23 protein-coding genes and 2 tRNA genes are annotated in these 22641 nt (G+C 30.9%); 7 read left to right on the forward strand and 18 right to left on the reverse strand.

The window, feature by feature from the left end:
• Positions 1-4: 4 nt before the first annotated feature.
• Positions 5-2314, forward strand: coding sequence for a DEAD/DEAH box helicase (locus A9G48_RS04870; protein WP_065575864.1), 2310 nt, complete (start codon positions 5-7; stop codon positions 2312-2314).
• A gap of 43 nt (positions 2315-2357) precedes the next feature.
• Here the strand turns inward: A9G48_RS04870 and A9G48_RS04875 are convergent, their stop codons facing one another.
• The 5 genes from A9G48_RS04875 to A9G48_RS04895 form a co-directional block, all read right to left on the reverse strand.
• On the reverse strand, positions 2358-2942 hold the full coding sequence (locus tag A9G48_RS04875; protein WP_065575865.1) for a zeta toxin family protein: 585 nt from the start codon (positions 2940-2942) through the stop codon (positions 2358-2360).
• Positions 2926-3186, reverse strand: coding sequence for a hypothetical protein (locus A9G48_RS04880; RefSeq protein WP_065575866.1), 261 nt, complete (start codon positions 3184-3186; stop codon positions 2926-2928). Before A9G48_RS04880 ends, A9G48_RS04875 begins: the two co-directional genes overlap by 17 nt.
• A gap of 108 nt (positions 3187-3294) precedes the next feature.
• Positions 3295-3684, reverse strand: coding sequence for a hypothetical protein (locus tag A9G48_RS04885; protein WP_065575867.1), 390 nt, complete (start codon positions 3682-3684; stop codon positions 3295-3297).
• A gap of 90 nt (positions 3685-3774) precedes the next feature.
• Positions 3775-4170: a hypothetical protein gene (locus A9G48_RS04890; protein WP_065575868.1), complete on the reverse strand. Its 396-nt coding sequence runs from the start codon at positions 4168-4170 to the stop codon at positions 3775-3777.
• A gap of 142 nt (positions 4171-4312) precedes the next feature.
• Positions 4313-4771 (reverse strand): STY4534 family ICE replication protein, encoded by a 459-nt coding sequence (locus A9G48_RS04895; RefSeq protein WP_065575869.1) that lies wholly within the window; start codon positions 4769-4771, stop codon positions 4313-4315.
• A 389-nt stretch (positions 4772-5160) separates the two neighbouring features.
• Here A9G48_RS04895 and mobH point away from each other — a divergent pair, with 389 nt between their 5' ends.
• From mobH to A9G48_RS04920, 5 genes are all read left to right on the forward strand, one after another.
• Entirely contained in the window at positions 5161-7002 is a 1842-nt protein-coding gene (gene mobH, locus A9G48_RS04900) for a MobH family relaxase (RefSeq protein ID WP_065575870.1), read from the forward strand.
• Positions 7003-7028: 26 nt separating this feature from the next.
• A complete protein-coding gene (locus A9G48_RS04905; protein ID WP_065575871.1) occupies positions 7029-7346 on the forward strand; it encodes a phage integrase SAM-like domain-containing protein in 318 nt (105 codons plus the stop codon).
• Complete coding sequence (locus tag A9G48_RS04910) at positions 7340-7984, forward strand: site-specific integrase (RefSeq protein ID WP_065575872.1); 645 nt, start codon at positions 7340-7342, stop codon at positions 7982-7984. Before A9G48_RS04905 ends, A9G48_RS04910 begins: the two co-directional genes overlap by 7 nt.
• 175 nt (positions 7985-8159) lie before the next feature.
• Positions 8160-8223 (forward strand) — tRNA-OTHER (locus A9G48_RS04915).
• Positions 8224-8507: 284 nt separating this feature from the next.
• Positions 8508-9071 (forward strand): DapH/DapD/GlmU-related protein, encoded by a 564-nt coding sequence (locus A9G48_RS04920; RefSeq protein ID WP_051825205.1) that lies wholly within the window; start codon positions 8508-8510, stop codon positions 9069-9071.
• A gap of 499 nt (positions 9072-9570) precedes the next feature.
• On the opposite strand, the gene A9G48_RS04925 is transcribed toward A9G48_RS04920, so the two are convergent.
• The 13 genes from A9G48_RS04925 to A9G48_RS04985 form a co-directional block, all read right to left on the reverse strand.
• Positions 9571-9658, reverse strand: a tRNA-Leu gene (locus tag A9G48_RS04925).
• 177 nt (positions 9659-9835) lie between these two features.
• Positions 9836-10390, reverse strand: a complete 555-nt coding sequence (gene pgsA / locus A9G48_RS04930; protein ID WP_034945562.1) for a CDP-diacylglycerol--glycerol-3-phosphate 3-phosphatidyltransferase — start codon at positions 10388-10390, stop codon at positions 9836-9838.
• Positions 10391-10498: 108 nt separating this feature from the next.
• The gene (gene uvrC, locus A9G48_RS04935) at positions 10499-12334 is read right to left on the reverse strand and encodes an excinuclease ABC subunit UvrC (protein ID WP_034945564.1); all 1836 of its coding nucleotides are present in this window, start codon (positions 12332-12334) and stop codon (positions 10499-10501) included.
• Between the two features lies 1 nt (position 12335).
• The gene (gene artM, locus A9G48_RS04940) at positions 12336-13013 is read right to left on the reverse strand and encodes an arginine ABC transporter permease ArtM (RefSeq protein WP_034945567.1); all 678 of its coding nucleotides are present in this window, start codon (positions 13011-13013) and stop codon (positions 12336-12338) included.
• 12 nt (positions 13014-13025) lie between these two features.
• Positions 13026-13760: an arginine ABC transporter permease ArtQ gene (gene artQ, locus A9G48_RS04945; RefSeq protein WP_034945570.1), complete on the reverse strand. Its 735-nt coding sequence runs from the start codon at positions 13758-13760 to the stop codon at positions 13026-13028.
• Between the two features lie 144 nt (positions 13761-13904).
• Positions 13905-14639 (reverse strand): transporter substrate-binding domain-containing protein, encoded by a 735-nt coding sequence (locus A9G48_RS04950; RefSeq protein WP_065575873.1) that lies wholly within the window; start codon positions 14637-14639, stop codon positions 13905-13907.
• Between the two features lie 23 nt (positions 14640-14662).
• Complete coding sequence (gene artP, locus A9G48_RS04955) at positions 14663-15391, reverse strand: arginine ABC transporter ATP-binding protein ArtP (RefSeq protein WP_034945578.1); 729 nt, start codon at positions 15389-15391, stop codon at positions 14663-14665.
• 150 nt (positions 15392-15541) lie between these two features.
• Positions 15542-16189, reverse strand: coding sequence for an ElyC/SanA/YdcF family protein (locus A9G48_RS04960; protein WP_051825207.1), 648 nt, complete (start codon positions 16187-16189; stop codon positions 15542-15544).
• A gap of 1 nt (position 16190) precedes the next feature.
• Complete coding sequence (locus tag A9G48_RS04965; RefSeq protein ID WP_034945582.1) at positions 16191-16880, reverse strand: CidB/LrgB family autolysis modulator; 690 nt, start codon at positions 16878-16880, stop codon at positions 16191-16193.
• A gap of 2 nt (positions 16881-16882) precedes the next feature.
• On the reverse strand, positions 16883-17332 hold the full coding sequence (locus A9G48_RS04970) for a CidA/LrgA family protein (protein WP_051825209.1): 450 nt from the start codon (positions 17330-17332) through the stop codon (positions 16883-16885).
• Positions 17333-17429: 97 nt separating this feature from the next.
• On the reverse strand, positions 17430-18863 hold the full coding sequence (gene sbcB, locus A9G48_RS04975; protein WP_034945585.1) for an exodeoxyribonuclease I: 1434 nt from the start codon (positions 18861-18863) through the stop codon (positions 17430-17432).
• 639 nt (positions 18864-19502) lie between these two features.
• Entirely contained in the window at positions 19503-19988 is a 486-nt protein-coding gene (gene ubiT / locus A9G48_RS04980; protein ID WP_442903336.1) for a ubiquinone anaerobic biosynthesis accessory factor UbiT, read from the reverse strand.
• Between the two features lie 24 nt (positions 19989-20012).
• The gene (locus A9G48_RS04985) at positions 20013-21638 is read right to left on the reverse strand and encodes a Na+/H+ antiporter (RefSeq protein ID WP_034945589.1); all 1626 of its coding nucleotides are present in this window, start codon (positions 21636-21638) and stop codon (positions 20013-20015) included.
• A gap of 160 nt (positions 21639-21798) precedes the next feature.
• Between A9G48_RS04985 and recO the strand changes: the two genes are divergently transcribed.
• On the forward strand, positions 21799-22491 hold the full coding sequence (gene recO / locus A9G48_RS04990; protein WP_051825214.1) for a DNA repair protein RecO: 693 nt from the start codon (positions 21799-21801) through the stop codon (positions 22489-22491).
• Positions 22492-22641: the final 150 nt, after the last annotated feature.

Here is a 22641-nt window from a genome sequence, read left to right on the forward strand (position 1 = left end):
AAAAATGGAACAAGTAACATCAAATATACAAATTGATTTAAATAGTTTTATTAACGAGTTTAAAGATTCATTATTGGATAGTTTGAATGCATCTAATCCTCCAGTTTACCTTCAGGATGATATGTCATTTGAACGACAATCAATTATGGAACAGTTAAAACGTAAACCATTTAGTGAACAAGCTAATGTTGTACAGGCTGTTACAAAATTGTTATTAGATCAGAATGAACCTGCAGCGATTATCAATGCTGAAATGGGAACAGGAAAGACAATGATGGCAATTGCTGTGGCAGCAGTACTTCACTATGAAGCCCAGTATCGACGTAATCTGATAATTTCGCCACCTCATCTTGTATATAAATGGCGACGAGAAATTTTAGAAACGATACCAGGTGCAAGAGTATGGGTTTTAAATGGCTCAGATACACTTGTGAAGCTATTAAAATTGAGGCAAGAGCTTAAGTTAGGTATTACATCTAATGTGCCTGAATTTTACGTTTTAGGACGTGTTCGAATGCGAATGGGATACAACTGGAAACATGCACTGAAATCAAAACCTATTTACCAAAAGCAAAATATTCATGAACGTGGGGAAGTTAAAACAAAATACATAAAAAAAGACTGTGCTGCTTGTCCCGACTGTTATAATTTTTGTCGTGATGACGAGGGGGAGTTAATTCTTTTTAGCGATTTTGTTTTGAAAGAACATCGAACAACTTGTGTGAATTGTGGCAGTGCTTTATGGACTTTGATTAGACCATTAAATAACTCGAATTCTAGTTTTAGAGACAGAGTTAAAAAATCGATGTGTCAAATTCCGACAGTTGGGCCAGTGAAAGCTGAATCTCTAATTAATAAATTTGGTGACGATTTTCTATCTGATCTGCTTGCGGATAATGCATCAGATTTTGTTAATCTTATGAATGAAAATGGTGAGTTTATTTTCACTGACAGACAAGCAATAAGAATGGAAAAAGCTTTAGCTAAACTTGAATTTGGTTTTGGCGAAGGTGCTTATCAAGCTACCGAATTTATCAAAAGATATTTACCACAAGGATTTTTTGATTTATTGATTGTTGATGAAGGTCATGAGTATAAAAATCAAGGTTCTGCACAAGGGCAGGCGATGGGTGTGCTTGCTAGCCAAGTTAAGAAGATTTTACTTTTAACAGGTACTCTTATGGGAGGATATGCAGATGATCTATTTTTTTTACTTTTTCGTGTATTAACGTCTAAGATGATTGAAGACGGTTATAAACCGAATAGCAGAGGTTCACTTGGTACCGCAGCAATGGAGTTTATGCGAGATCATGGAATCATTAAAGACCTATATACGGAAAGGCATGGAAATAGTCATAAAACAGCCAAAGGTAATCAGATTTCTCATCGAACACAAAAAGCTCCAGGTTTTGGACCAAAGGGTATTTTACGATATGTATTACCGTATACAGTATTTCTAAAGCTTAAAGATATTGGTGATAATATTCTCCCGAATTATACTGAAGAGTATATTGATATTCCAATGTCATATGAGCAAAGAAGTTATTACGATGATTTATCGAATAAACTTAAGAGTGAGTTGAGAAGTGCATTAGTGAAAAGAGATACAACATTACTTGGTGTTGTACTCAATACCTTACTTGCATGGCCAGATTGCTGTTTTAGAGCAGAAACAGTCACTCATCCAAGAACACGAGATAAGTTGGTTTTTGTGCCATCTGTATTTAGTAATGGTGATGAGGGTGATAGTTTTATTGAATGTTCGCCAAAAGAGCAATCTTTAGTTGAACATTGTTTAGCTCAAAAAATAGATGGTCGTAAAGTGTTAGTATATACAACGTATACTGGTACTCGAGACATAACTGGACGGCTTAAGCTTATTTTAGAACAAGCTGGTTTAAAAACAGCTATATTAAAATCAAATGTGTCGCCAGAAAAGAGGGAGGATTGGATCTTAGACAAAGTGGATAAAGATTATGATATTGTCATAACAAATCCAGAACTTGTTAAAACTGGTCTTGATTTACTTGATTTTCCGACCATTATTTTCTTGCAAACTGGTTTTAATGTTTACACATTGCAACAAGCTGCAAAACGCTCGTTTAGAATTGGCCAAAAAAATGATGTAAAAGTGATTTATTTAGGCTATGAAAATTCAGCTCAAACAAGCTGTTTAAAATTGATGGCAAAAAAAATAGCAGTTTCACAAAGTACATCAGGAGATATGCCTGATTCGGGATTAGATATACTTAATTCTGATGAATCAGATGAATCAATTGAAATGGCTTTAGCTAAACAGCTGATTGCATCATAATAAAACAGTTATTCCATAAAAAAACGCAACATTTGTTGCGTTTTTATTGATTTTTAAAGGGTTTTATTACATATTCGGTGACCCAATTAGGTATGTTTTTAGCCTGTTTAACTAGTTTATTTCGAATAATAAGAAGGACTAAATCATGAGGTTTAGCTACATTAGTATTGTCCATGACTTTCAATTGATCGACGACAGAAAAAAGACATTGTATATTGCTTAAACTTTTAAAATATCTTCGTTCAATATCACTTGGATCAATATAATGCCCACCATTTAGTACACGCTCAGCCACTCTTGCCTTGTGTAATTCGCAGTTATCTAGGCCAATAAAATAAGCTTTAATAATATAACCGTGATTTTTTGCACAATGGATTCGTTTAAGCATAGATAAATCAGACAAAGTTCCTTCAAAAAGAAATGAGTTTTTATTTGCTAAACATTGTCGAAATAGTGTAATAGCTTTTTTCCCTGCAGAAACAGAATTTAGAGAAAATTTTTTTGCTATCTGATCTGGATCAATCACTGTAATATTTTTTTCTATATTTAGCTGATAATCTCTTAGTGTTGATTTACCACCGCCATTCACACCCAATATAAAATAAGCATATTTACGAGCATTCTCCATATTTAACAATCCTTTTTATGAATTCACGAGATCCATCAGGCTTAACTCGCCAGATTTCATTTCCGACTTGTTCAACGTAGCTTTGAGTTTTAAATAGCTCTTGAATTCTTCGTTTAGTTAATTCGTTAAATGTATCATCATCAAGTAGACCATGATCAGTATTTTCATAGCGTAAATAATCATCTTCAGAAGGGTTCTTAATTGCCCTTGCTTTAATGTCTGGATAAATTATTAAATGCCTCATTTATTTTTTCCTTAGTCGAAAAACAAAGAATTATAACTTATTTCTTAGTATGTATTACATCATAGTTGTAAAAAAAGCAAGTTTCCTTGTTTTCTTATTGTGAATGATTTAACTAGTTAAGAGACAGATATGATCAATAATTTCACCATCAATACTTAATACAGCTTCGGAATACAAATCAAAATAGGCATTATGGCCTAATTCTTTTAAATGCTCCAAAAAGCAAATCAAAAAACATTGTGTATAATCTCCTGATGATAAAATTTCTTTGTAAGATGAATTGAAACGGCTAGCAATTTTATGATTGAAATCATTTAAATTGTTACATTGCCATTGTTTTATCAACCAATCTTCCATTTCTGATAGATAGAGATTAAATTCAACACCTTCTCCATCAGAGAATGAATTAATCAAATCATATCGTTTAATATTAGATAATATATCGTCATCAATTTTTATAATATCATCTCGAAGATATAATCTATTAATTTTGTGCATAAGTGTTCTCCTATAGTTTAAGTTTAATTGAAGGAGAACCTCCATTAGGAGTATTCTCCTAATGGAAATTTTTCAAATTGTATATAATCTTTATAAGGCTAATTCATAACGAGTTAGATCAATGAGTTTAGCTATTTCAATATTACGAACAATAGGTAATTTGCGTTTCAGATATTCGAGTAAATTAGTTGTTGGGTTTAACTGCCAATGAACTAATACTACATTTACTAAGCCACTAATTACTATGTTCTGGGAATTGTCTACTATTGATGCACGTTTAACTTTACATGGACGATTATTAATTTCACCATCAACCCAAACATTACCAAGAATGTGAGTAATCTCATTTTCAACCTCAATAATTGAATTAAAACTACGCTCAGAAGTGATAATTTCTACCTGATTATTGTCAGTAAAAGTGATCTCTAGTTTAAATCCATAATTATTATTATTTGTAAATAAGTCTTTAATGTAATTAATTGTCATGATAATTCTCCAAAATTAAATCAATAAAAAAGGAGAATTTATGCCCAATAGGGATTAAATTCCCCTATGGGTGAGTAAAGTTGAAGCAACTGATTTAACAATTAAAAAAGCAAGTTTCCTTGCTTTTTTGAGTTGTTAATTGTTATGCAACATTACTGAGTTCTTCTTGAGGTTCACTTTGATTTTCTAAATGTTCGATTTTATCCGAATATTTAAGCTCACCATCAATTTTAATGCTGGAGATTTTTAGTAATCGAGCTTTTAAATTGATTCCAACATCTCCTTTTTTAACCCCAGTGCTGTATACAAATGTTTCAGCATAGATATCACCGACGCAAAAACTGATTAAGATTTTTTTGTTGGCTTTATTTGCTTCAATGCATTTTTCAACTAAGCTTTTTGCTTTTTCACCAGTAACGTTACAGTTAATGTAGGTATATTCGGCGTTTTGGCAATTTCCTCTTAGTGCTGCGATTGTACATGATAAATAAGGTTTACCATTTTTGACTTTAACTTCACGGATTCGGTTTAAATAGCCAATTCCAGTTGTATGTAAATCAAAAAATTGTTTATTTACTGTGTTATTAGTTAAGTTAGTCATAATATTCTCCAAAATTAAGTCAATAAAAAGGAGAATTTATGCCCGATAGGGATAAAATTCCCCTATGGGTGAGTAAAAGGTAAGTTTATAAGAACTCAACATCCAATAGATGTTACCAACCTGTAAGAAACAGTGAGTTTGTTGGTTGTTAGGGCGTGATCACCTTAAAAAAGGAACGTCCCATTTTATTGGCAACGTCTGAGAATTAACGATCATCTTCTCGTTGTTTGCTACTAAAAGTAGCGGAAACAAATTAATTATACTAATTAAGTAAAAATCCGCAATAAAATATTATGATGAATATTTATTTTTTTATATTAAATATGGTTTCCCAAGTTTATATTGATAACTATTGATAAATATACAGGTATCTAAAAATTTTAGTGATTATGTTTCATTTCATAAAAAATTTAATTGTTAAAAATAAACATATCAGTACTAATGAAAACACCTCATCATTAAAAGACTGGTATATTCCAAGATCGGCAACAGAATTGCTTGATACACCTTCTCGAAAAAAGCTGATCTCACTAATTTGGCAACGAGTATCAATTGATCAACAACGGTTTAATAAATTCTATATGGATGTTATCAATAATTATGTTGAAATAGTGCAATTACTGCCCGCTTCGGAGGCACACCATCATTCGTATACAGGTGGTATGATTGATCACGGACTGGAGGTGGCAAATTATGCATTGAAGTTGAGGCAATCTTACTTACTTGGAGCTAACGCAGAAGATATTCCAAGACAAGCTCAGGCTTGGAGTGCCGCAGTTGTATACGGTGCATTGTTACATGACATAGGTAAAGTTGTTGTAGATGTTCATGTTGAAATGAACGATGGCAAAATTTGGTATCCGTGGAAAAGCAATTTAGATTTACCGTATCGGTTTAATTATAAAAAAGATAGGGATTACTCTCTTCATCCGAGTGCTGCAGCATTGATGATTAAACGAATTTTACCAGATGAAAGTATCATTTGGTTATCACAATTCCCTGAATTGTTTAAATCTTTTTTAAGTTTATGTTCAGGTCATACTGAAAAAGCTGGCGTATTATCCGAAATTATACAAAAAGCAGATATGTTTTCTGTATCGAATAATCTAGGTGGAGATCCGACAAAAATACTAAGTAAACCAGTATCACTAATGAGTAAAATGATTGTTTCGATAAGGTATTTAATTGAATCAGAATTAGTGTTGAATGGCCCAAAAGCCTGTGATGGTTGGTTTGATGGAAAAGATGTTTGGGTTATTAGCAAATCATTTACCGATAAAATGAAAGCTAATTTGCTGCAAAACGGTATAACTGATATACCTACTGATAATGCAAAAATATTTAATATACTAAAAGAGCACGGGATAGCAATAGCAAATGAAGATAAAACTATTTGGCCGTGTAAAATTGAATCTGATAGTGGTTGGGTTGCTGAAAAACTAACACTTATCCGTATACCTGCCAATGTGGCTTTTCATAATATTACTAATGCTCCAGAACCATTCAAGGGTTCAATCACTCCACTGTTAACAGAAGCAACAGAAGCAACAGAAGCAACAGAAGCAACAGAAGCAGATAATCTTAACTCCATACCTGATAATATTTCAACGGAGGAGGTTAAAGAAGAGTCTAAATTAAACATTGCGCAAGATACAATATTGAACCTATTTTCTAATGAACAAACAAATACTGAGATATCTGAAACAGATATGGCTGATAATCATGATGATTGCGACAATTCCAAAAAGAACAGTCAGATAGTAAATAATTCAAAAAATAATGATATTTCTATTTCAAATGAGTGTATTTCTAACACATTAGATAATGATGATATCTATAATCACCCATTTTTTAAATGGGTTAGACGTCAAATTATTGATAAAAAATTGCCTGTTAATAACCAAAATGCATGCATTCATACTGTTGACGGTAAAATATTCATGATAACTCCTAAAATTTTTAAAAAATACAGTTTATATATACATGGTAATGATGATGATAGTAACTGGAAACAATATCAACGTGAATTTCAAGAGTTGAAAATTCATACAAAATTCAGTGATGAAGGATTTAATATCTGGAAGTGCCTAATTTCTGGGAAAAGAAAAAGCCATACTTTTATCAAAGGTTATTTAATTGATAACAAACCATTATTTGCTATTGAGAATAATTTCCCTGATAATCCGCATCTAACATTAATTCATGATGTTAGTGTTTACAAAAACAATTAGTCAGAAAATGAGAATCAGGAGTATTTATGGAAATAAAAAAAGAAAAAATGTCTTGGCAGGAATTGCTCATAGTATATTTAGAATTTAAACAATTGCGTAAACAAACTATCTATAATTATAGAAGGTATATTGAAGCATTTACTCGATTTTTTAATAGTGATTTTACAAATATTAACTCAATTAACCATAAAACAGTATCAAATTTTAGACGCCATATTTTGGACTTCAGACAATGTAAACATGTAACGTGGAATAGTTATTGTCGTCATTTTAAAGCGTTAATGGGATTTGGTATAGAACAAGGCTTAGTTATTCAAAAAAAAATCCATTTGATAAAATGTTAATAAAACCAGGTAAGAAAGCCAAAAAGACTATATCACAGGCAGATATTGATATTTGTTTACGTGTTCTTAAAGAAAAACAGCTAAAAGAATCACCACGAGATTTTTGTTATCCAGCCCAATTTTGGATAACACTGATTAAAATTTTGCAATATACAGGTATTCGACGTAATCAATTGTTGCATATTCGTATTTGTGATATTAATGATAAAGATAAAACACTCTTTTTAAGAGAGGCTGGCTCGAAAACTCATAACGAACGAGAAATTCCTCTGATTGACGATGTTTTTCACGATATTGTTGAATTAAAGAAACAATTAAAAATGTTAAATAAAAAACCGACCATGCAGCTATTTAATATTTATCATTTTAAAAATGATAAATGTGATTTTTACAAAGAAATGAATTTTGATCGAATAGATGCATTTTTTCAGCGATTATCAAAAGTTTGCAATGTTAAAGTTAGCCCACATAGGTTCAGGCATACATTAGCAACAAATTTGATGAAACAGCCAGATCGGAATGTAACATTAGTAAAGGAGTTATTAGGGCATTCATCGTTGTCAACAACATTAGAATATATAGTAACAGATCATGATCAATTAAGATCGTGTTTAGATGAGCATTTTAAATTAAAATAATGGTCAAGTAATTAATAATGGCTTACTACTAGTATTCAATGTAATTGATATAGAATACTAGTAGTAATACATACAGTAATTATACAATAATGGATGATTATTAATGTTGACAAAATTTTTAATTTATTTATTATTTGTTAACAATATCTATCCCTCTATTATGAGATTTTGAGATTTATTGTTGGTTGATTCGACTCATAATCGATTGGTCACTGGTTCAAGTCCAGTAGGGGCCACCAAAAAATCGCTAATAAAATCTTTCATAATCACCTTTATAGAGCAAAATAGTTATTGTTTTCTATAGTGCTTTTTATTTTTGTATTAACTTGCACATTGAGATTAATCTAATGGTTCAACCTTTTTTATTGATTAAGTGGTTATGTAAAATGAAAGGCTTTTATTATTATATGGTTTTAGCTAGGTTAAAAGAATAAAATTAAAAGAATCTATAAATAGGTTTAATTTGTCATTTTTTAATTTTTTTATTAAGATAAGTGAAAGTTGTTTTATAATATTATTCAATATGTTTAAATATATTTCTATTATCAAATTCTTGCTCACTCACGATTTAACAAATTTAAAAAATTACTGGGTAGTTGAATATATTCATAAAGATTTCACTTGGATAAGATTATTTCGAAAACTTTTAAGAAAAAATAGCTTTTTAGCTTGGTATCGTCTTGCTTATTTTATGTATAGGTTAGGTGATGAAAGCGAAAGAACATGTGCCAAAAAAATTATTAATAAATTAAATCAAAAGCATTGTCTTGATATTTCAATTAAAGCAGATATTGATATTGGATTACATATTTGGCATTTAGTCGGTATTGTTATTACGCCAAGAGTTAAGATTGGTAAAAACTGTAATATTTCAAGTAATGTTACCATTGGTTTTAAAAGCTATTATCACGATGGTTATTTACAAGTAGGAGATAATGTCACTTTTGGTACAAATAGTATGATGTTTGGGCAGAATACTAAAATTGGTAATAATGTCGTAATAGGGGCGATGACTTTTGTTAATAAAGATATTCCTGATAATTGTACCGTTTATACTCAAAAGACCAATATTGTTATTCAAAGTTAATCTTATTTACTTTGAAATTTAAATTTTTCATTTGGCTATTTTAAGATTTATCTTCTTAAAGTCAGTTTCATCATTAATAATTTTATACTATTCTTTTTGCTATAATTGTCTGCACAAATTATTTGAGCAAGAAATAGGTTCAGGGACCATCATTTAATCGCTCTTTCATTCTTTATTAAAAAGAAATATATGAAAATAATATTCTATTATTTTTTATATATTGTATTTATTTATTCTTTTATATGTTCTCATTTATGGTTTTAAAGACTAATATTTAATAGCTATAATAAATGCATTTAAAAAATAGGAAATTTGAAATAACGAAATCTTATTATTAATAAATTTGTTAGGTCAAGTGGCTTTACAACACCTATTATGTCAATATACACAAAAATGATTTATAAAGGTAAGGGGAAAATCAATAATATTGCTAGTTGTATTTTTTGTAAAACTATAAGAAAAGTGATCTAGGGTTATAAAGTCTTTTTAAGATACTAAATGGTGCCCGGGGCGAGACTTGAACTCGCACGGCCAAAAAGGCCGAGGGATTTTAAATCCCTTGTGTCTACCGATTTCACCACCCGGGCTTGAAATTAATTACTAGAAAGTAATTGTGTTTTGAATGATAGCATTTTACCTATGCTATCTTTTCAGTCAATAAAAATTTGATATTAACTGTGTAATTGTTCAATGTTTAATTAAAATGAAAATTTCTCAAAGCATTTCATTGTACACTAGCTTGCTATTAAATCTGTTTAAAGCTTTTATTTGCTATCTAATAAATCGCTATGAGCAACGAACAAATATTGTAACATTGATATCAAAGTTAAAATGGTTGCAAGTATTAAAGCTGCAAGACCAGCATAAATAACCATATTACATGGTCTCCATAATAACCATGTCAATGCTGTCATTTGGGAAATAGTTTTTATTTTTCCTAGCGATGAAACAGCCACATTATTGCGTTTCCCTATTTCAGCCATCCATTCACGTAGAGCCGATATTATTATTTCACGTGAAATAATGATAATTGCAGGAATAGAGATCCACCAAGCTTGATAGTATTGAGTTATAAGAATAAGTGCTATAGTTACCATAATTTTATCTGCTACAGGATCAAGAAATGCACCAAATTTAGTAGTTTGTTTCAACCTGCGAGCAAGATAACCATCAAAGACGTCTGTAACAGCGGCTATTAGAAATAATAGTGCAGAAAAAAAACCTGACCATTCATAAGGTAAGAGATAGAACGCCAACACAAAAAAGGGGATTAAAATGACTCTAAATAATGTTAAAAATGTAGGGATATTGATTTTCATGTGACATCAGCTCTTTTTTGTTTTATTAATCAAATAATTAGTGATAATTAAAAAAAACAGGTTTTCTTAACGCTTATGTTGCCTCAAATATTTTAATTTTTCAATGCGTTATTGCCGTAAATTTAAATAAATTTTTTCGGCTAAAGATTTAGAAATACTTTGCACTTGTGCGATCTCATCAATACTAGCATTTTTTAGCTCTCTTAAGCCACCAAAATGCTTAAGTAATGCTTTTCTTCTTTTAGCTCCGATCCCTTGAATATGTTCTAATGCACTATCCGTTAACTGCTTTACACCTTTCTTGCGTTGCCCCATAATCGCATGATCATGTGAGGCATTTCGAATTTGTTGAATTAATAGTAGAGCTGGAGAATGATCATCAATATAATGGCCAGCTCCATGCGCTTCAAAGAAAAGTGTTTCAAGCCCTTCTTTTCGTTCTGCACCTTTAGCAACACCAATTAAAATAGGGTGATTTTTATTCCAGTTTACTTCTAAACATTCAAATACTTTTAAAGCTTGGTTTAGTTGCCCTTTACCTCCATCGATAAAGATTATATCAGGTACTTTTTCTTCTGGAAGATCCTTCTTACTATAACGACGAGTTAAAACTTGCTCCATAGCAGCGTAATCATCGCCAGGTGTTATGCCAGAAATATTATAACGGCGAAATTCCGATTTAACAGGACCTTTATCATCGAATACCACACAAGATGCTATTGTATTTTTGCCCATAAAATGACTGATATCAAAACATTCCATTCGGTTAATTTTATCGATCCCCAAAAAAGATTTTAACGCATCATATCGTTGTTTTATTGTGGAATTTTCTAATAGTTTATTTTTAACTTCAGTTTGAGCGTTTACGGTTGCGATATTCAATAATTTAAGATTATCTCCCTTAGGCTCATCAATTAGTTTAACTTGATGCTCTGCAATAAGTGACAGGGTCTCTTCCATTGGTTGTTTATCAGACAATGAAAAGTTAAGTAAAATCTTTTTAGGGATATTTCTGTTTTGATTGCCTTGTAAATAGAACTGCCCTAAAAAAGTTTCGATGACTTCTTCTAGTTCAGTATTTGATGGAACCTTAGGAAAATAAGAACGATGCCCAAATGTTTGCCCATTGCGAATAAACAGTACATATATACAAGCTAAACCTAACTCATAATGGAATCCAATAACATCAAGATTATCATTATTGTTATATATTGCCTGTTTTTCATTGATGTGTTTTATTGCTTGAAGTTGATCACGCAAAACTGCCGCTTTTTCAAAGCTGAGTTCGCTACTAGCTTTTTGCATATCTTCAGTTATTTTTTGTATTATCTGATCTGATTGACCTGATAAAAATAATCTAACATAGTTAACTTGCTCTAGGTAATCTTCATCGCTGACTAATCCTGGAACACAAGGACCCAAGCAACGTTTAATTTGATATTGTAAGCAGGGCCGAGTTCGGTTGCGATAGGTTGAATTTAAGCACTGTCTTATTGGAAATGTTTTTTGTAATAAAGCTAATATTTGCTTTACTGCATATCCACTAGGATAAGGACCAAAAAACTCATCTTTTTTTCGATTGACTGCTCCACGATAAAGGGACAGTTGAGGATGTCGTTCTTTACTTAGCTTTATAAACGGGTAGCTTTTATCATCTTTTAAAAGCACATTATATCGTGGTTGATGCTTTTTGATATATGTCTGTTCAAGTAGTAGAGCTTCGGTTTCAGTATTGGTAATTGTAAATTCAATGCGATGGATATGGCTAACAAGCATATCCGTTTTTAATGTTTTTTTGCTGTTATTAAAGTAGCTTTTTAGTCGATTATTAAGATCTTTGGCCTTTCCCACATAAATAATCGTTTCTTTATCATTAAACATTTGATAAATACCCGGCTTATGTGGGACTTTTTTTAAAAAAGTAGTTGAATCAAATTGGCTCATATTAGTTTTCGAAGGTGAGGTTTTTTTTCTCTATAATCCTCATAATGGTGCTAAGTAAGCCATTTATCAAGAGGTAAACTAAGCCTGCAACAATAAAAATAGAAAAATCATAATAATCACTATTTAATTGATTGCTATATCCCATAATGTCCATTACTGGAATCATCGATGCTAATGCTGTACCTTTTACAACAAAAACGATCTCATTAGAGTAAGTTGAAAGAGCTCGTTTTAATGCATAAGGTAAAATAACTTTTAATGTTTGTTTTTTATCCATACCAAGTGCTTCACAAGCTTGCCATTGTCCTAGAGGTAACGATTTTAATGCACCGTAAAATATTTGTGTAGTATAAGCTGCACTATTAAGTGTTAAAGCTAAGTATGCGCAAAACCAAGGCGATGAAATAAGTTTATAAAGTGCAGGTACTTTGCTTAATGTATCACTAAATTGTGATGGTCCATAATAGATTAAAAATAATTGTACAAGTAGCGGAGAACCGGTAAATAAAATAATATAAGTACGAATCGCTTTAGTTAAAGCATACGAATTTAATGACAATAAACAAGATAAGATGATTGCTAGCAATCCTGCCGATAAAATTCCTAAAATTCCTAAGGTTAATGTATTAGGTAGACCTTGAAGTATGATTTTAAAATAATAAATAAAAGTATCAAACATAATAAGACCTTACTAATTTTTTGCTGATGTTGGTGTTGGATGTTCAAAATAGGTTGAACGTTTTTCAATTCGTGATATAACTTTTTGACTTAAAATTGAGATAATTAAATAGATAGTCATTGCAATGAAATACCATAAAAAAGGTTGGTTTGTTCTAGCTATAATTGCTTTTGTTTGCATCATCAAATCATTAATAGCAATAGCTGATACTAGTGCTGTATCTTTTAACAAAATTAACCATTGGTTACTTAATCCTGGTAATGCATGACGCCACATTTGTGGCATTATGATACGAAAAAACGTGCGTGATTTACTAAGTCCAAGTACTTGGGCTGCTTGCCGCTGCCCATTTGAAATTGTTTTAAATGCACCACGCAATGTTTGTGAAGCATAAACCGCATATAAAAGTGAAAGTGCAGCAACACCACATAAAAAAGGATTAATATTAAAATCTTGAATGTCTAGCTGTATTGTTAATGAAGCAAAGTAAAGGTTAATGGTAAAACCATCATTTAATAATATGAGTAATAACGGTAATCCGTTATAAATAGCGACAACAATTAATAGTTCAGGTAAAGCGCGAATCGTTAAATTAAAAAGTGACATTAACCACGCAACAGGTTTAATTGAAGACAATTCTAATAGTGTAAAAATAAAGGCAAAAAATATGCCTACCACTAATGATGCTAAAGCTAATGATAATGTAATTGATGTTGCTTGTGTTAGTGGCAATATATATCCATCCATCAAAGATAGAATCCAATTTATTTTATTCGTTAGAAAGTCTGACATAAGAAAACCGTTGTTAAATTAACATTGTTTAATAAAAAATAAACTCGCCACAAAATGTGTGGCGAGATCATAATGACGTCGATTTTTACTATTTAATGGCTATTTGTTAAACCATTTTTTATAAATGGCGTCTAATTCACCATTTGCTTTTAGTCTATCAAGAGCTTGGTTAAATTGATTTAATAATTGATCATTACCTTTACGTACTGCTATACCTAAACCTTCGCCAAAAAATTCGTGATCGGTGATTTTATCTGCTAGTGGTACAATATCAGTCTCCTTATCTAGCCATTCACCAGCAACAATTGAACTTGATACGATCGCATCAATTCGTTTTGCTTTTAAATCTAAAAAAGCAAATTGATAACTATCGTAACTGACTTGTTTAACATCAGGGTATTTTTCACTTAGATATTTTGGATAAGTTGTTCCTTTTTGAATACCAATGCGTTTACCTTTTATTTGTTCAAGATTAGTTAATGTATCTTTTAAGGTAATAAACTGGATCGAACTATCATCATAATAAATTTTAGTGAAATCAACTTGTTTTTGACGTTCAAGAGTCACATCAATTCCTGCTATTGCTGCATCGATTCGGCGTGTTTTTAAGCTTGGAATTAAGCCGTCAAAAGATTGATTAACAATTTTGCAAGAGGCTTTGATTTCGTCACAAATTTTATTAATCACATCAATATCGAATCCAACAATTTCATTTTTTTCATTTGTAAATTCAAAAGGAGCATAAGTTGCTTCTGTGCCGATGGTTAAAGTCTCTGTAGCTTGAGTAACAAAGGCTGTTCCTGCAAAAAAAATAGCAAGTAATATTTTTTTCATATATCCACCTAATTTTATTTTAATTAATGTGACAAATAAGATTTAAATTTTTCAGTTTTAGGATGAGCAAAACATTCAAGTTGTCCTTGCTCTATAATTTTACCTTGTTCCATATAAATTACTTGTGAAGCAACTTTACGAGCAAAATCAACTTCATGAGTAACTATAATTTGTGTAATACCTGTCTGTGACAGTTCATTAATAATTTCAGCAACTTGTGAAGTAATAGCTGGATCTAATGCCGCCGTTGGCTCATCAAATAATAAGATTTGAGGTTCCATCATTAATGCCCTAGCTATTGCAACACGTTGCTGTTGTCCACCAGATAGGTGAAGGGGATAACGATGGACCATATCATTAATTTGTAGTCTTTCTAATATAGCCATTGCTTTATCACTTGCTTCTTTTTTTGATAATTTTAATACTTGGCAAGGTGCTTCGATCAAATTTTCTAGCACGGTTAAGTGCGGCCACAAATTATAATTTTGAAAAACCATACCTACATGTTTTCTTAATAATCTAACCGTTGATTCATTGATTTTTTTAGAAAAATCAAAATATGAGTTAGCAATAGTCATGTTTCCTGATGTTGGAATTTCAAGTAAGTTAAATACTTTTAATAAAGAACTTTTGCCTGCTCCACTTTGGCCTAGTAATACAATTGTTTCACCCAGTGGATAGCAGAGTGAAACATCATTTAATGCCTGATGTTTACCATAAAAGCAGTTAATATGGTTTAATTCAATATTCATTGTTCATTTTACTTAAATTAAAAAAATTGACTAAATATTACTTTTTTTTGCATAAAAATGCAATCTAAAATATTAGACTAATTACTCTAAGTTTAATAAATATACTAAAAAGGTATCAGCTTAATTATATTAATCTAAATATAAAATTTATTAATGTTCATCTGAGATAATTGGTATAACCGGACCAAGATATTTGGGTTTTTTATTAAGAATATAGAGATCGATAAAAGCACTAACACGAGCAAACATTTCTCTTATTCGCACTAATTTCATACTTCTTGGTGCTGGTACAGCAAAACATTGAGCTTGGATATTTTGGGCGAGTGCAATAAATATGGCTCGTTCACAATGAAATTCCTGAGTAATAATCGTAAAATCATTTGCATCAAAAACTTTGTTTGCACGAACTACTGAATCAAAGGTCCTGAATCCTGCGTAATCTAATACTATTGCTTCACGGGGTATTCCTGCTTTAATTAAATCCTTTTGCATTGTAATAGGTTCATTATAGCTCAAAAGTGCATTATCACCACTTAATAATAGATAATCTACTTTACCTTGCCAATAGAGATCAATAGCCCCATCAATGCGATTGCGGTAAAAACCATTAATACCTCCACCCCGTACATATTTTGAGGTACCGAGAACAACTCCGACTGCTCGATAAGGTAACTTATTTTCATCATGATAAATTAAAGGCGCAGTTTTATAACTAATCCATAGATCAAGGCCAATAATTGAAGCTATAGAAATCAAACAAAAAATGACAAAATAAGTTATAAATCTTTTTAATTTCATGTTAAAACCAATCGAAAAGAAATACTATCATTGGAAATAAAAATGGTGCTGTCAATGAAGTCATGATACCGCATAAGACTAATGATAAAGAACTGTAAGCTCCTTCATTATAATCAATTTCAATACAACGAGCTGTGCCGACAGCATGCGATACCGCACCTATTGATAATCCTCTTGCTGGTGCTGATTTTATTTTTATTAAATTTAATATCTGGTGCCCAAATATAGCACCCAATGTTCCAACCAATATCACGCATAATGCAGCTATTGATGGAACTCCATCTTGGTTATTTGCAATTGTTACCGCAATAGCTGTAGTAACTGATTTTGGTAATACTGATGCGGCAATTTCTTTATTTCCACCAAGCCAAAATACAATGCAAACTCCCGTTATCATGGATGCAAGTGAAGCAGTGAAAGTAATAATCATTATTGATTTCCATCTAGCCTTAATTTGTGGAATAAGTTCATATAAAGGGTAGGCAAGGGCTACAACAGAATAAGGTAACAAATAATTAATAATTTGCACGTTATTAACATATTGAGTGTAATTTGTTTTGGTTATTAGTAATATTGGGATTAAAACAATAACAGTCACTACTAGCGGATTAAATAATGGATTTTTTATTTTAAACGATATTTTTCGAACAATGAGAAAAACACAAAGCGTTAATGGCAGCATCCATATCATGGCTAATTATCCTCATTTTTTAGTGATACAGTTGGATCTTGATTTACTGTTTTATGAAAATGTTCTGTTAAAAAAGCAGTAAAAAGCAGCACGATTAGAGTACTGCCAACACTGCCAAATATAATTGGTACCCAATTTTCTAATAAAAGTGAATAATTTTCCATAATACCCATTGCTGCAGGAACAAAAAGTAATGTCATATAGCGCATAAAAAGATTACAACTATTTTTTATCCAACAAGTGGGGATTAATTGAAAAGCCAGTAAAAAAAATAAAATTAACAATCCAATAATACTATCTGGAATTATTATTGGTAATAATTTAGAGATTATATTACCTATCCATAAACAAAGAGTTAAAACTAGAAGACCTCGACCATAACTAAAAATAGTATAGTATAAAGAATATAGTCGATGTTTAATTGTGGCGTGCTTAGCTAAAAAATGTTTCATAATATAAATGCTAATCACCTTAATTTTTAATTATGATGATTATACCTATTATTAGGATGAAATATACTTATCTATATCATACGCCTGCTAAAATTAATTATCCAATTAAATAAAGACAATAATTATAAAGTTGTTTAATTATAGCTAGTTTTTTGGGGTGCTGAATATAGTTTTCAGCAAGTTGCTCTAATGTTAATAAATAATCTTGTATTTTTAATGTATTAAGCTTATCACGACAATGATCTAGCCAGATTATTTGTTCTTGTTCTGTTAGTGATTGTGGATAATTTCTAGCTTTGTATTTGAAAAATAAAGGGGCTAAACGAGAATCATCAAATGTTAATGATAAAGTATCTAACAAATTAGCAGGTGTTGTTCGTATAGTTTCGCAACGTAGGCTATCTTGTTTATTTAAAAAGCCATTATATATTTGGGCATCGACATCAGGATGAGTAGAATAATTTTCATTTATTGCAAATAATTCTGTCATTTTATTTTGTAGTATTTTTTGATACTGAAATAATTTTTGTTGCTTGATTAAACAGAGATTTACATCAATATTAAATCTTTTTGCATTTTGTGATAATAATGTTTTTATTGGGGCTACGATAGGGCATTTATTAATATGAATTAACTTTAAAGGAATGCGTGATTCATTAAGCTCAAGATCTTGTGTTTTTGTATAGAGCTTTTCTTTAATCTTTTCTACAGGTAAATCAATAATTGAATCAATATCACCCATTAAGTCACACACAATCACAGCGTTATTTTGTAATGGATGCCAAGCAATAGGGCAAACTAATGACATATTGCCACGATAGTTACCGAGCATGCCCGATATGTGAATAATAGGTGTCATGTTAACGATATCAATAAGTTCTGCAACTTTATTTTTATTTCGTAATGTAAAAAAATAATTGAAAAGTTTAGGTTGTTTTTCTTTTATTAATTTAGCTATTGCAATAGTTGCATAGACATCTGACATTGCATCATGTGCATGTTCATGCTCAATGTTATTCACCTTTGATAAATGCTCTAAACGAAAGCTTGGTAGACCTTCATCATTTATTGGCCAATTAATCCCTTCTGGTCTAAGTGCATAACAAGCTCGAACCACATCGAGAAGATCCCATCTGGAATTTCCATTTTTCCAACTATAAGCATAAGGATCATAAAAATTACGATATAAAATATTTCTTGTTACTTCATCGTCAAAGCGTATATTGTTGTAACCTAAAATACACGTATTGGGCACACTAAATGCTTGATGGATTAAACGAGTAAATTCTGCTTCACAAAGACCTTTTTGGTTCACTTTCTGGGGAGTAATTCCTGTAATTAATACTGCTTCAGGATTTGGTAAGTAATCTTGAGCTTGTGAACAATATATGACCAACGGTTCTTCAATAATATTAAAATCTTCATCAGTCCGAACTCCAGCAAATTGAGCTGGCCTATCTAAAGATGGATTGATGCCAAAGGTTTCATAATCATGGAAATAGAAAGTGAATTGCTTTGTGTTAATTTTCATTAATTCATTGTTTTTTTATTGAAATGTATAGATTTTGTCTTATTAAAGAACATTAAATACAATATCTATTTTAGATAATCTTTAAATAAATACCAATACTTTTTGGAAGCTATTATATCAGAATATAAATAATATATTAAATATTATATCAAATCAGACGCTGTAGTAATTATTTGTGGATGTAAACTCTAAAAACAAGATTTGATGTAGCTAACATGAAAAAAACAATTATTGAGTTATCTTTATAAACTTGAATATAAGTATGTTGATTGCTCTTATGAAATCATTAACTAATGATATACCTATTATTTTTGGAGATTAGGAATATGGTCAAAGGTTGATTTACGTAATAAATACATATTAAAATTCGAAAAGCAAGCTTTCACTATATGGGAGCATCTAAAAAAATTGAAGATACATTCTAATGGAAAAATTAAATTTATTGGATAATAATACGGGGGACAAGTTGTGTAGTAAAGAAAAGGTAATTAAATAGGTGAATTGATTAAAACTATTTATTATCATTTTGATATAATTATTAAAAATGGATAATAATAAGAATTAAAGGGAACGTTGTTATCAATAACTGCTAAATTCCCTTACTTAAGAAGAGATATGAAAAATATGATTTTAGAAAATTTAATTTGTTGGTGTACTTTCAATGATATTAGCTAATTTTTCAAGTGTTATTCTTAAAATCTTAGGCATTGAATCAATTTCAATTGAGTCCATTAAATTTTTAACATAGAGACCTAGTTCAGTATCACCTTCAACAATTAAACGACGTTGAAAAAATAGTGTATCAGGGTCTTGTCGTCTCGTTGCAATCATTATCAAATCATTAGCATTACCAATAAAACTCACATCAGCGAGTTCTTCTCGACTTACGACCAGTTTATTATTAATCAAACTTACAAACCAAACAAGTTCTAGGTCGGTAACTTGAATTTTTAGCCATCGGTTTTCTAAAAAATCAAGCTCACCGTCTTGCAGTGAATTTTTAAATTGTAGTTGCAGTAATTGCTCTATTGCATGTTTTTTTAAATTGAATGGAATACACTGTAAAGCTAGCCCCAAAACTTCAGGGGCTTTGTCAACAAACCGAGCATGGGCTTTAGCTAAAATGTGTTGTTTATTTGCTACCATTTATTAATCTCCAGATATCATTTTTTCGTAAATATCTAAATCATTATTTAAATGCTCAAAAGTTTCTTCGCTGACTTCGTTACGAATTTTCATTTGTAGTAATGCTGTACGTTCAGCGCCAATTGCAACTAAACGCATACGTCGTTCAAGATTTTCAGCTTCTAGCGATTTTTGTTCCAAATCTTTAAGGCCTGTTCGTCGTCTTAGTGATCCTATAACACGCGATCCAACCTCATGTATAATTTCTTGGTCTAAGCCAGAATCTGTTGTTTCTTGAAGTAAATTACCTTGCATTTTTTCTAAACTGACAATTGCTTCTTCAGCCATCTGACCTTTGACCGTTAGAATTTCATTTTCTTGCGCAGAATTATCTAAAATAACACTACCACGTAATAATATAGGTAATACGATTACTGCTGTAACTAAAGAAATTAAAATAATACCGGTTGCAATAAAAACAAGCTGGTATCGCCCACTGATTGTCATCGGGATAGATAAAACACCCGCAAGTGTAATTGCTCCACGAACACCGGCAAAGGTCGAAATCCATAGATCTCTAGTTGAATAGGATCTAAAAGCAAGTGGTCGTTTAGTACCTAATGGCATGGTAGGCATATGTTTCATTGCCCATAACCAAGCAAATCTTGTGCCCATTAATACAATAAAAACAAATAAGACAATAAGACACAACTGCCAAACTTCAATCGATGAATCTGTTTGATTTTCAGCGAAAGTATTATTAAAAATACTTGGTAGTTGAATACCTAATAAAACAAATACAAATCCATTAAATACAAAGGTTAACATGGACCATGTGCTATCTGACTGCAAACGTGCAGTTAAAGGTGCATTTCTCATCATATTTGAATGGTTGACAGTCATACCAGCACTCACTGCGGCTAAAATACCAGAACAGTGGCATTCTTCAGCAATTATGTAAGTCGCAAATGGAAGTAAGAATAATAAGACAATTTGAATTGCAGGATCATTATGCGTAAGTTTATTTATTTTACGTAATATACGTGCATATAACCATGTAAACAAAACACCAATAGCAAGCCCCCCAATTGCAACTCCAAAGAATGTTAAACTAATTCTTAGTAAATCAAATTGTAACAATCCTGCCGCTATGGCAATTGCAAATTTTAATGATACTAAGCCAGAAGCATCATTCATTAAAGCTTCACCTTCAATAATTTCCATTTTTTCTTTTTCTATGCGTCCTTTTCCTACAATACCACTTAAGGCAACAGCATCGGTTGGAGATAATACTGCAGCGAGAGCTAAAGCTGCTGCTAATTGAACATTTGGCAATATCCAATGTAAAAAATAACCTAACGCAATAATCGAAATCACTACCAAAACAAGTGCTAATCCAACAATTTCTCTTACGTTATAAACAAAATCTTTTACTGATGTTTTGCGTCCATCGGCAAAAAGTAAAGGAGGTATAAATAAAACAAGAAATAATTCTGGATCAAATTTTACATATATGCCGAAAGCAGCTAACGTACAACCCAATAGTATTTGCATAAGTGGTAATGGAATTTGAAACGGTAGCATTTTTATAACGACACCAGAAAGTGATACAATTAAAACAAGGAGTAATATCGTTGAGAAAAGTTCCATAGTTTTCTTTTAGTTATCCTATAATCATATTAATAATTAGCCATTGATTATATCGGAAATTTAGGTTAATTTCAGAAGAAAATTTAAAAAATCATTCATTTTTTAATCAAGTAATCTTTTTATTAAAAATAATAATCTTGTAATCAAAAAGGCATCTAAAATGGAAAGCTGGAAAAGGGCATTTACATTACATACTCGAGCTTACAGTGAAAGCAGTTTATTAGTTGATCTATTTGTTGAAAATGCAGGAAAAATAACAGTTTTAGCCAAAGGAGCTAGACGAAAACGATCTGCATTAAAAGGGGTTTTACAACCTTTTACACCTCTTGTTGTGCAATATTCTGGTCAAGGTGAAATAAAAATATTACGCCAAGTTGAAGCGATGTCACTTGCTTTACCTCTTGCTTCTGTTTATTTATACAGTGCTTTTTATTTGAATGAATTGTTACATCGTGTTTTAATTGCCGAAACAGAGATGTCCACACTTTTTGATAATTATTTAGATAGCTTGCAAAAATTGGCTAGGCAAGTACCTGCTGAAAATGTATTACGCTGTTTTGAATTAACTTTATTAGAAAATTTGGGATATCACGTAGATTTTTTTCATTGTGGTTACACAGGCGAAGATATTGTTAGCACTATGAGTTATCAATATCAAATAGAAAAAGGGTTTATGAGTAGTTTACTACAAAATAGCTCTAGTTTTACTGGTGAACAAATTTTAGCTTTGGGAAAGCGTGACTTTAATAATAAAGACACACTTAAAGCTGCTAAACGATTTACTAGAATGGCTTTAAAGCCTTATGTAGGTTCAAAACCATTTAAAAGTAGGGAGTTATTTTTAAAGATATGAAATTTTTTAACTCGTAAATATTAAATTTAATTTCAGTATTGATCGAAATATTTATGATGTAATTAATAATATGTGCATTAAAAGATTATGGTTAATATTTCTATTTATTTTAATTAAAAAGATAGAAAATAAAGAAGTCGTAGCATGAGC

The organism is Gilliamella sp. wkB18, assembly GCF_001690875.1.
Classification (GTDB): Bacteria; Pseudomonadota; Gammaproteobacteria; order Enterobacterales; family Orbaceae; genus Gilliamella; species Gilliamella apicola_A.

Excerpts from the sequence above, each read along its gene's own strand:
- A9G48_RS04870 (WP_065575864.1), top strand. The coding sequence starts at position 5 with ATGGAACAAGTAACATCAAATATACAAATTGATTTAAATAGTTTTATT.
- A9G48_RS04875 (WP_065575865.1), bottom strand. The coding sequence starts at position 2,942 with ATGGAGAATGCTCGTAAATATGCTTATTTTATATTGGGTGTGAATGGC.
- A9G48_RS04880 (WP_065575866.1), bottom strand. The coding sequence starts at position 3,186 with ATGAGGCATTTAATAATTTATCCAGACATTAAAGCAAGGGCAATTAAG.
- A9G48_RS04885 (WP_065575867.1), bottom strand. The coding sequence starts at position 3,684 with ATGCACAAAATTAATAGATTATATCTTCGAGATGATATTATAAAAATT.
- A9G48_RS04890 (WP_065575868.1), bottom strand. The coding sequence starts at position 4,170 with ATGACAATTAATTACATTAAAGACTTATTTACAAATAATAATAATTAT.
- A9G48_RS04895 (WP_065575869.1), bottom strand. The coding sequence starts at position 4,771 with ATGACTAACTTAACTAATAACACAGTAAATAAACAATTTTTTGATTTA.
- mobH (WP_065575870.1), top strand. The coding sequence starts at position 5,161 with ATGTTTCATTTCATAAAAAATTTAATTGTTAAAAATAAACATATCAGT.
- A9G48_RS04905 (WP_065575871.1), top strand. The coding sequence starts at position 7,029 with ATGGAAATAAAAAAAGAAAAAATGTCTTGGCAGGAATTGCTCATAGTA.
- A9G48_RS04910 (WP_065575872.1), top strand. The coding sequence starts at position 7,340 with ATGTTAATAAAACCAGGTAAGAAAGCCAAAAAGACTATATCACAGGCA.
- A9G48_RS04920 (WP_051825205.1), top strand. The coding sequence starts at position 8,508 with ATGTTTAAATATATTTCTATTATCAAATTCTTGCTCACTCACGATTTA.
- pgsA (WP_034945562.1), bottom strand. The coding sequence starts at position 10,390 with ATGAAAATCAATATCCCTACATTTTTAACATTATTTAGAGTCATTTTA.
- uvrC (WP_034945564.1), bottom strand. The coding sequence starts at position 12,334 with ATGAGCCAATTTGATTCAACTACTTTTTTAAAAAAAGTCCCACATAAG.
- artM (WP_034945567.1), bottom strand. The coding sequence starts at position 13,013 with ATGTTTGATACTTTTATTTATTATTTTAAAATCATACTTCAAGGTCTA.
- artQ (WP_034945570.1), bottom strand. The coding sequence starts at position 13,760 with ATGGATGGATATATATTGCCACTAACACAAGCAACATCAATTACATTA.
- A9G48_RS04950 (WP_065575873.1), bottom strand. The coding sequence starts at position 14,639 with ATGAAAAAAATATTACTTGCTATTTTTTTTGCAGGAACAGCCTTTGTT.
- artP (WP_034945578.1), bottom strand. The coding sequence starts at position 15,391 with ATGAATATTGAATTAAACCATATTAACTGCTTTTATGGTAAACATCAG.
- A9G48_RS04960 (WP_051825207.1), bottom strand. The coding sequence starts at position 16,189 with ATGAAATTAAAAAGATTTATAACTTATTTTGTCATTTTTTGTTTGATT.
- A9G48_RS04965 (WP_034945582.1), bottom strand. The coding sequence starts at position 16,880 with ATGATATGGATGCTGCCATTAACGCTTTGTGTTTTTCTCATTGTTCGA.
- A9G48_RS04970 (WP_051825209.1), bottom strand. The coding sequence starts at position 17,332 with ATGAAACATTTTTTAGCTAAGCACGCCACAATTAAACATCGACTATAT.
- sbcB (WP_034945585.1), bottom strand. The coding sequence starts at position 18,863 with ATGAAAATTAACACAAAGCAATTCACTTTCTATTTCCATGATTATGAA.
- A9G48_RS04985 (WP_034945589.1), bottom strand. The coding sequence starts at position 21,638 with ATGGAACTTTTCTCAACGATATTACTCCTTGTTTTAATTGTATCACTT.
- recO (WP_051825214.1), top strand. The coding sequence starts at position 21,799 with ATGGAAAGCTGGAAAAGGGCATTTACATTACATACTCGAGCTTACAGT.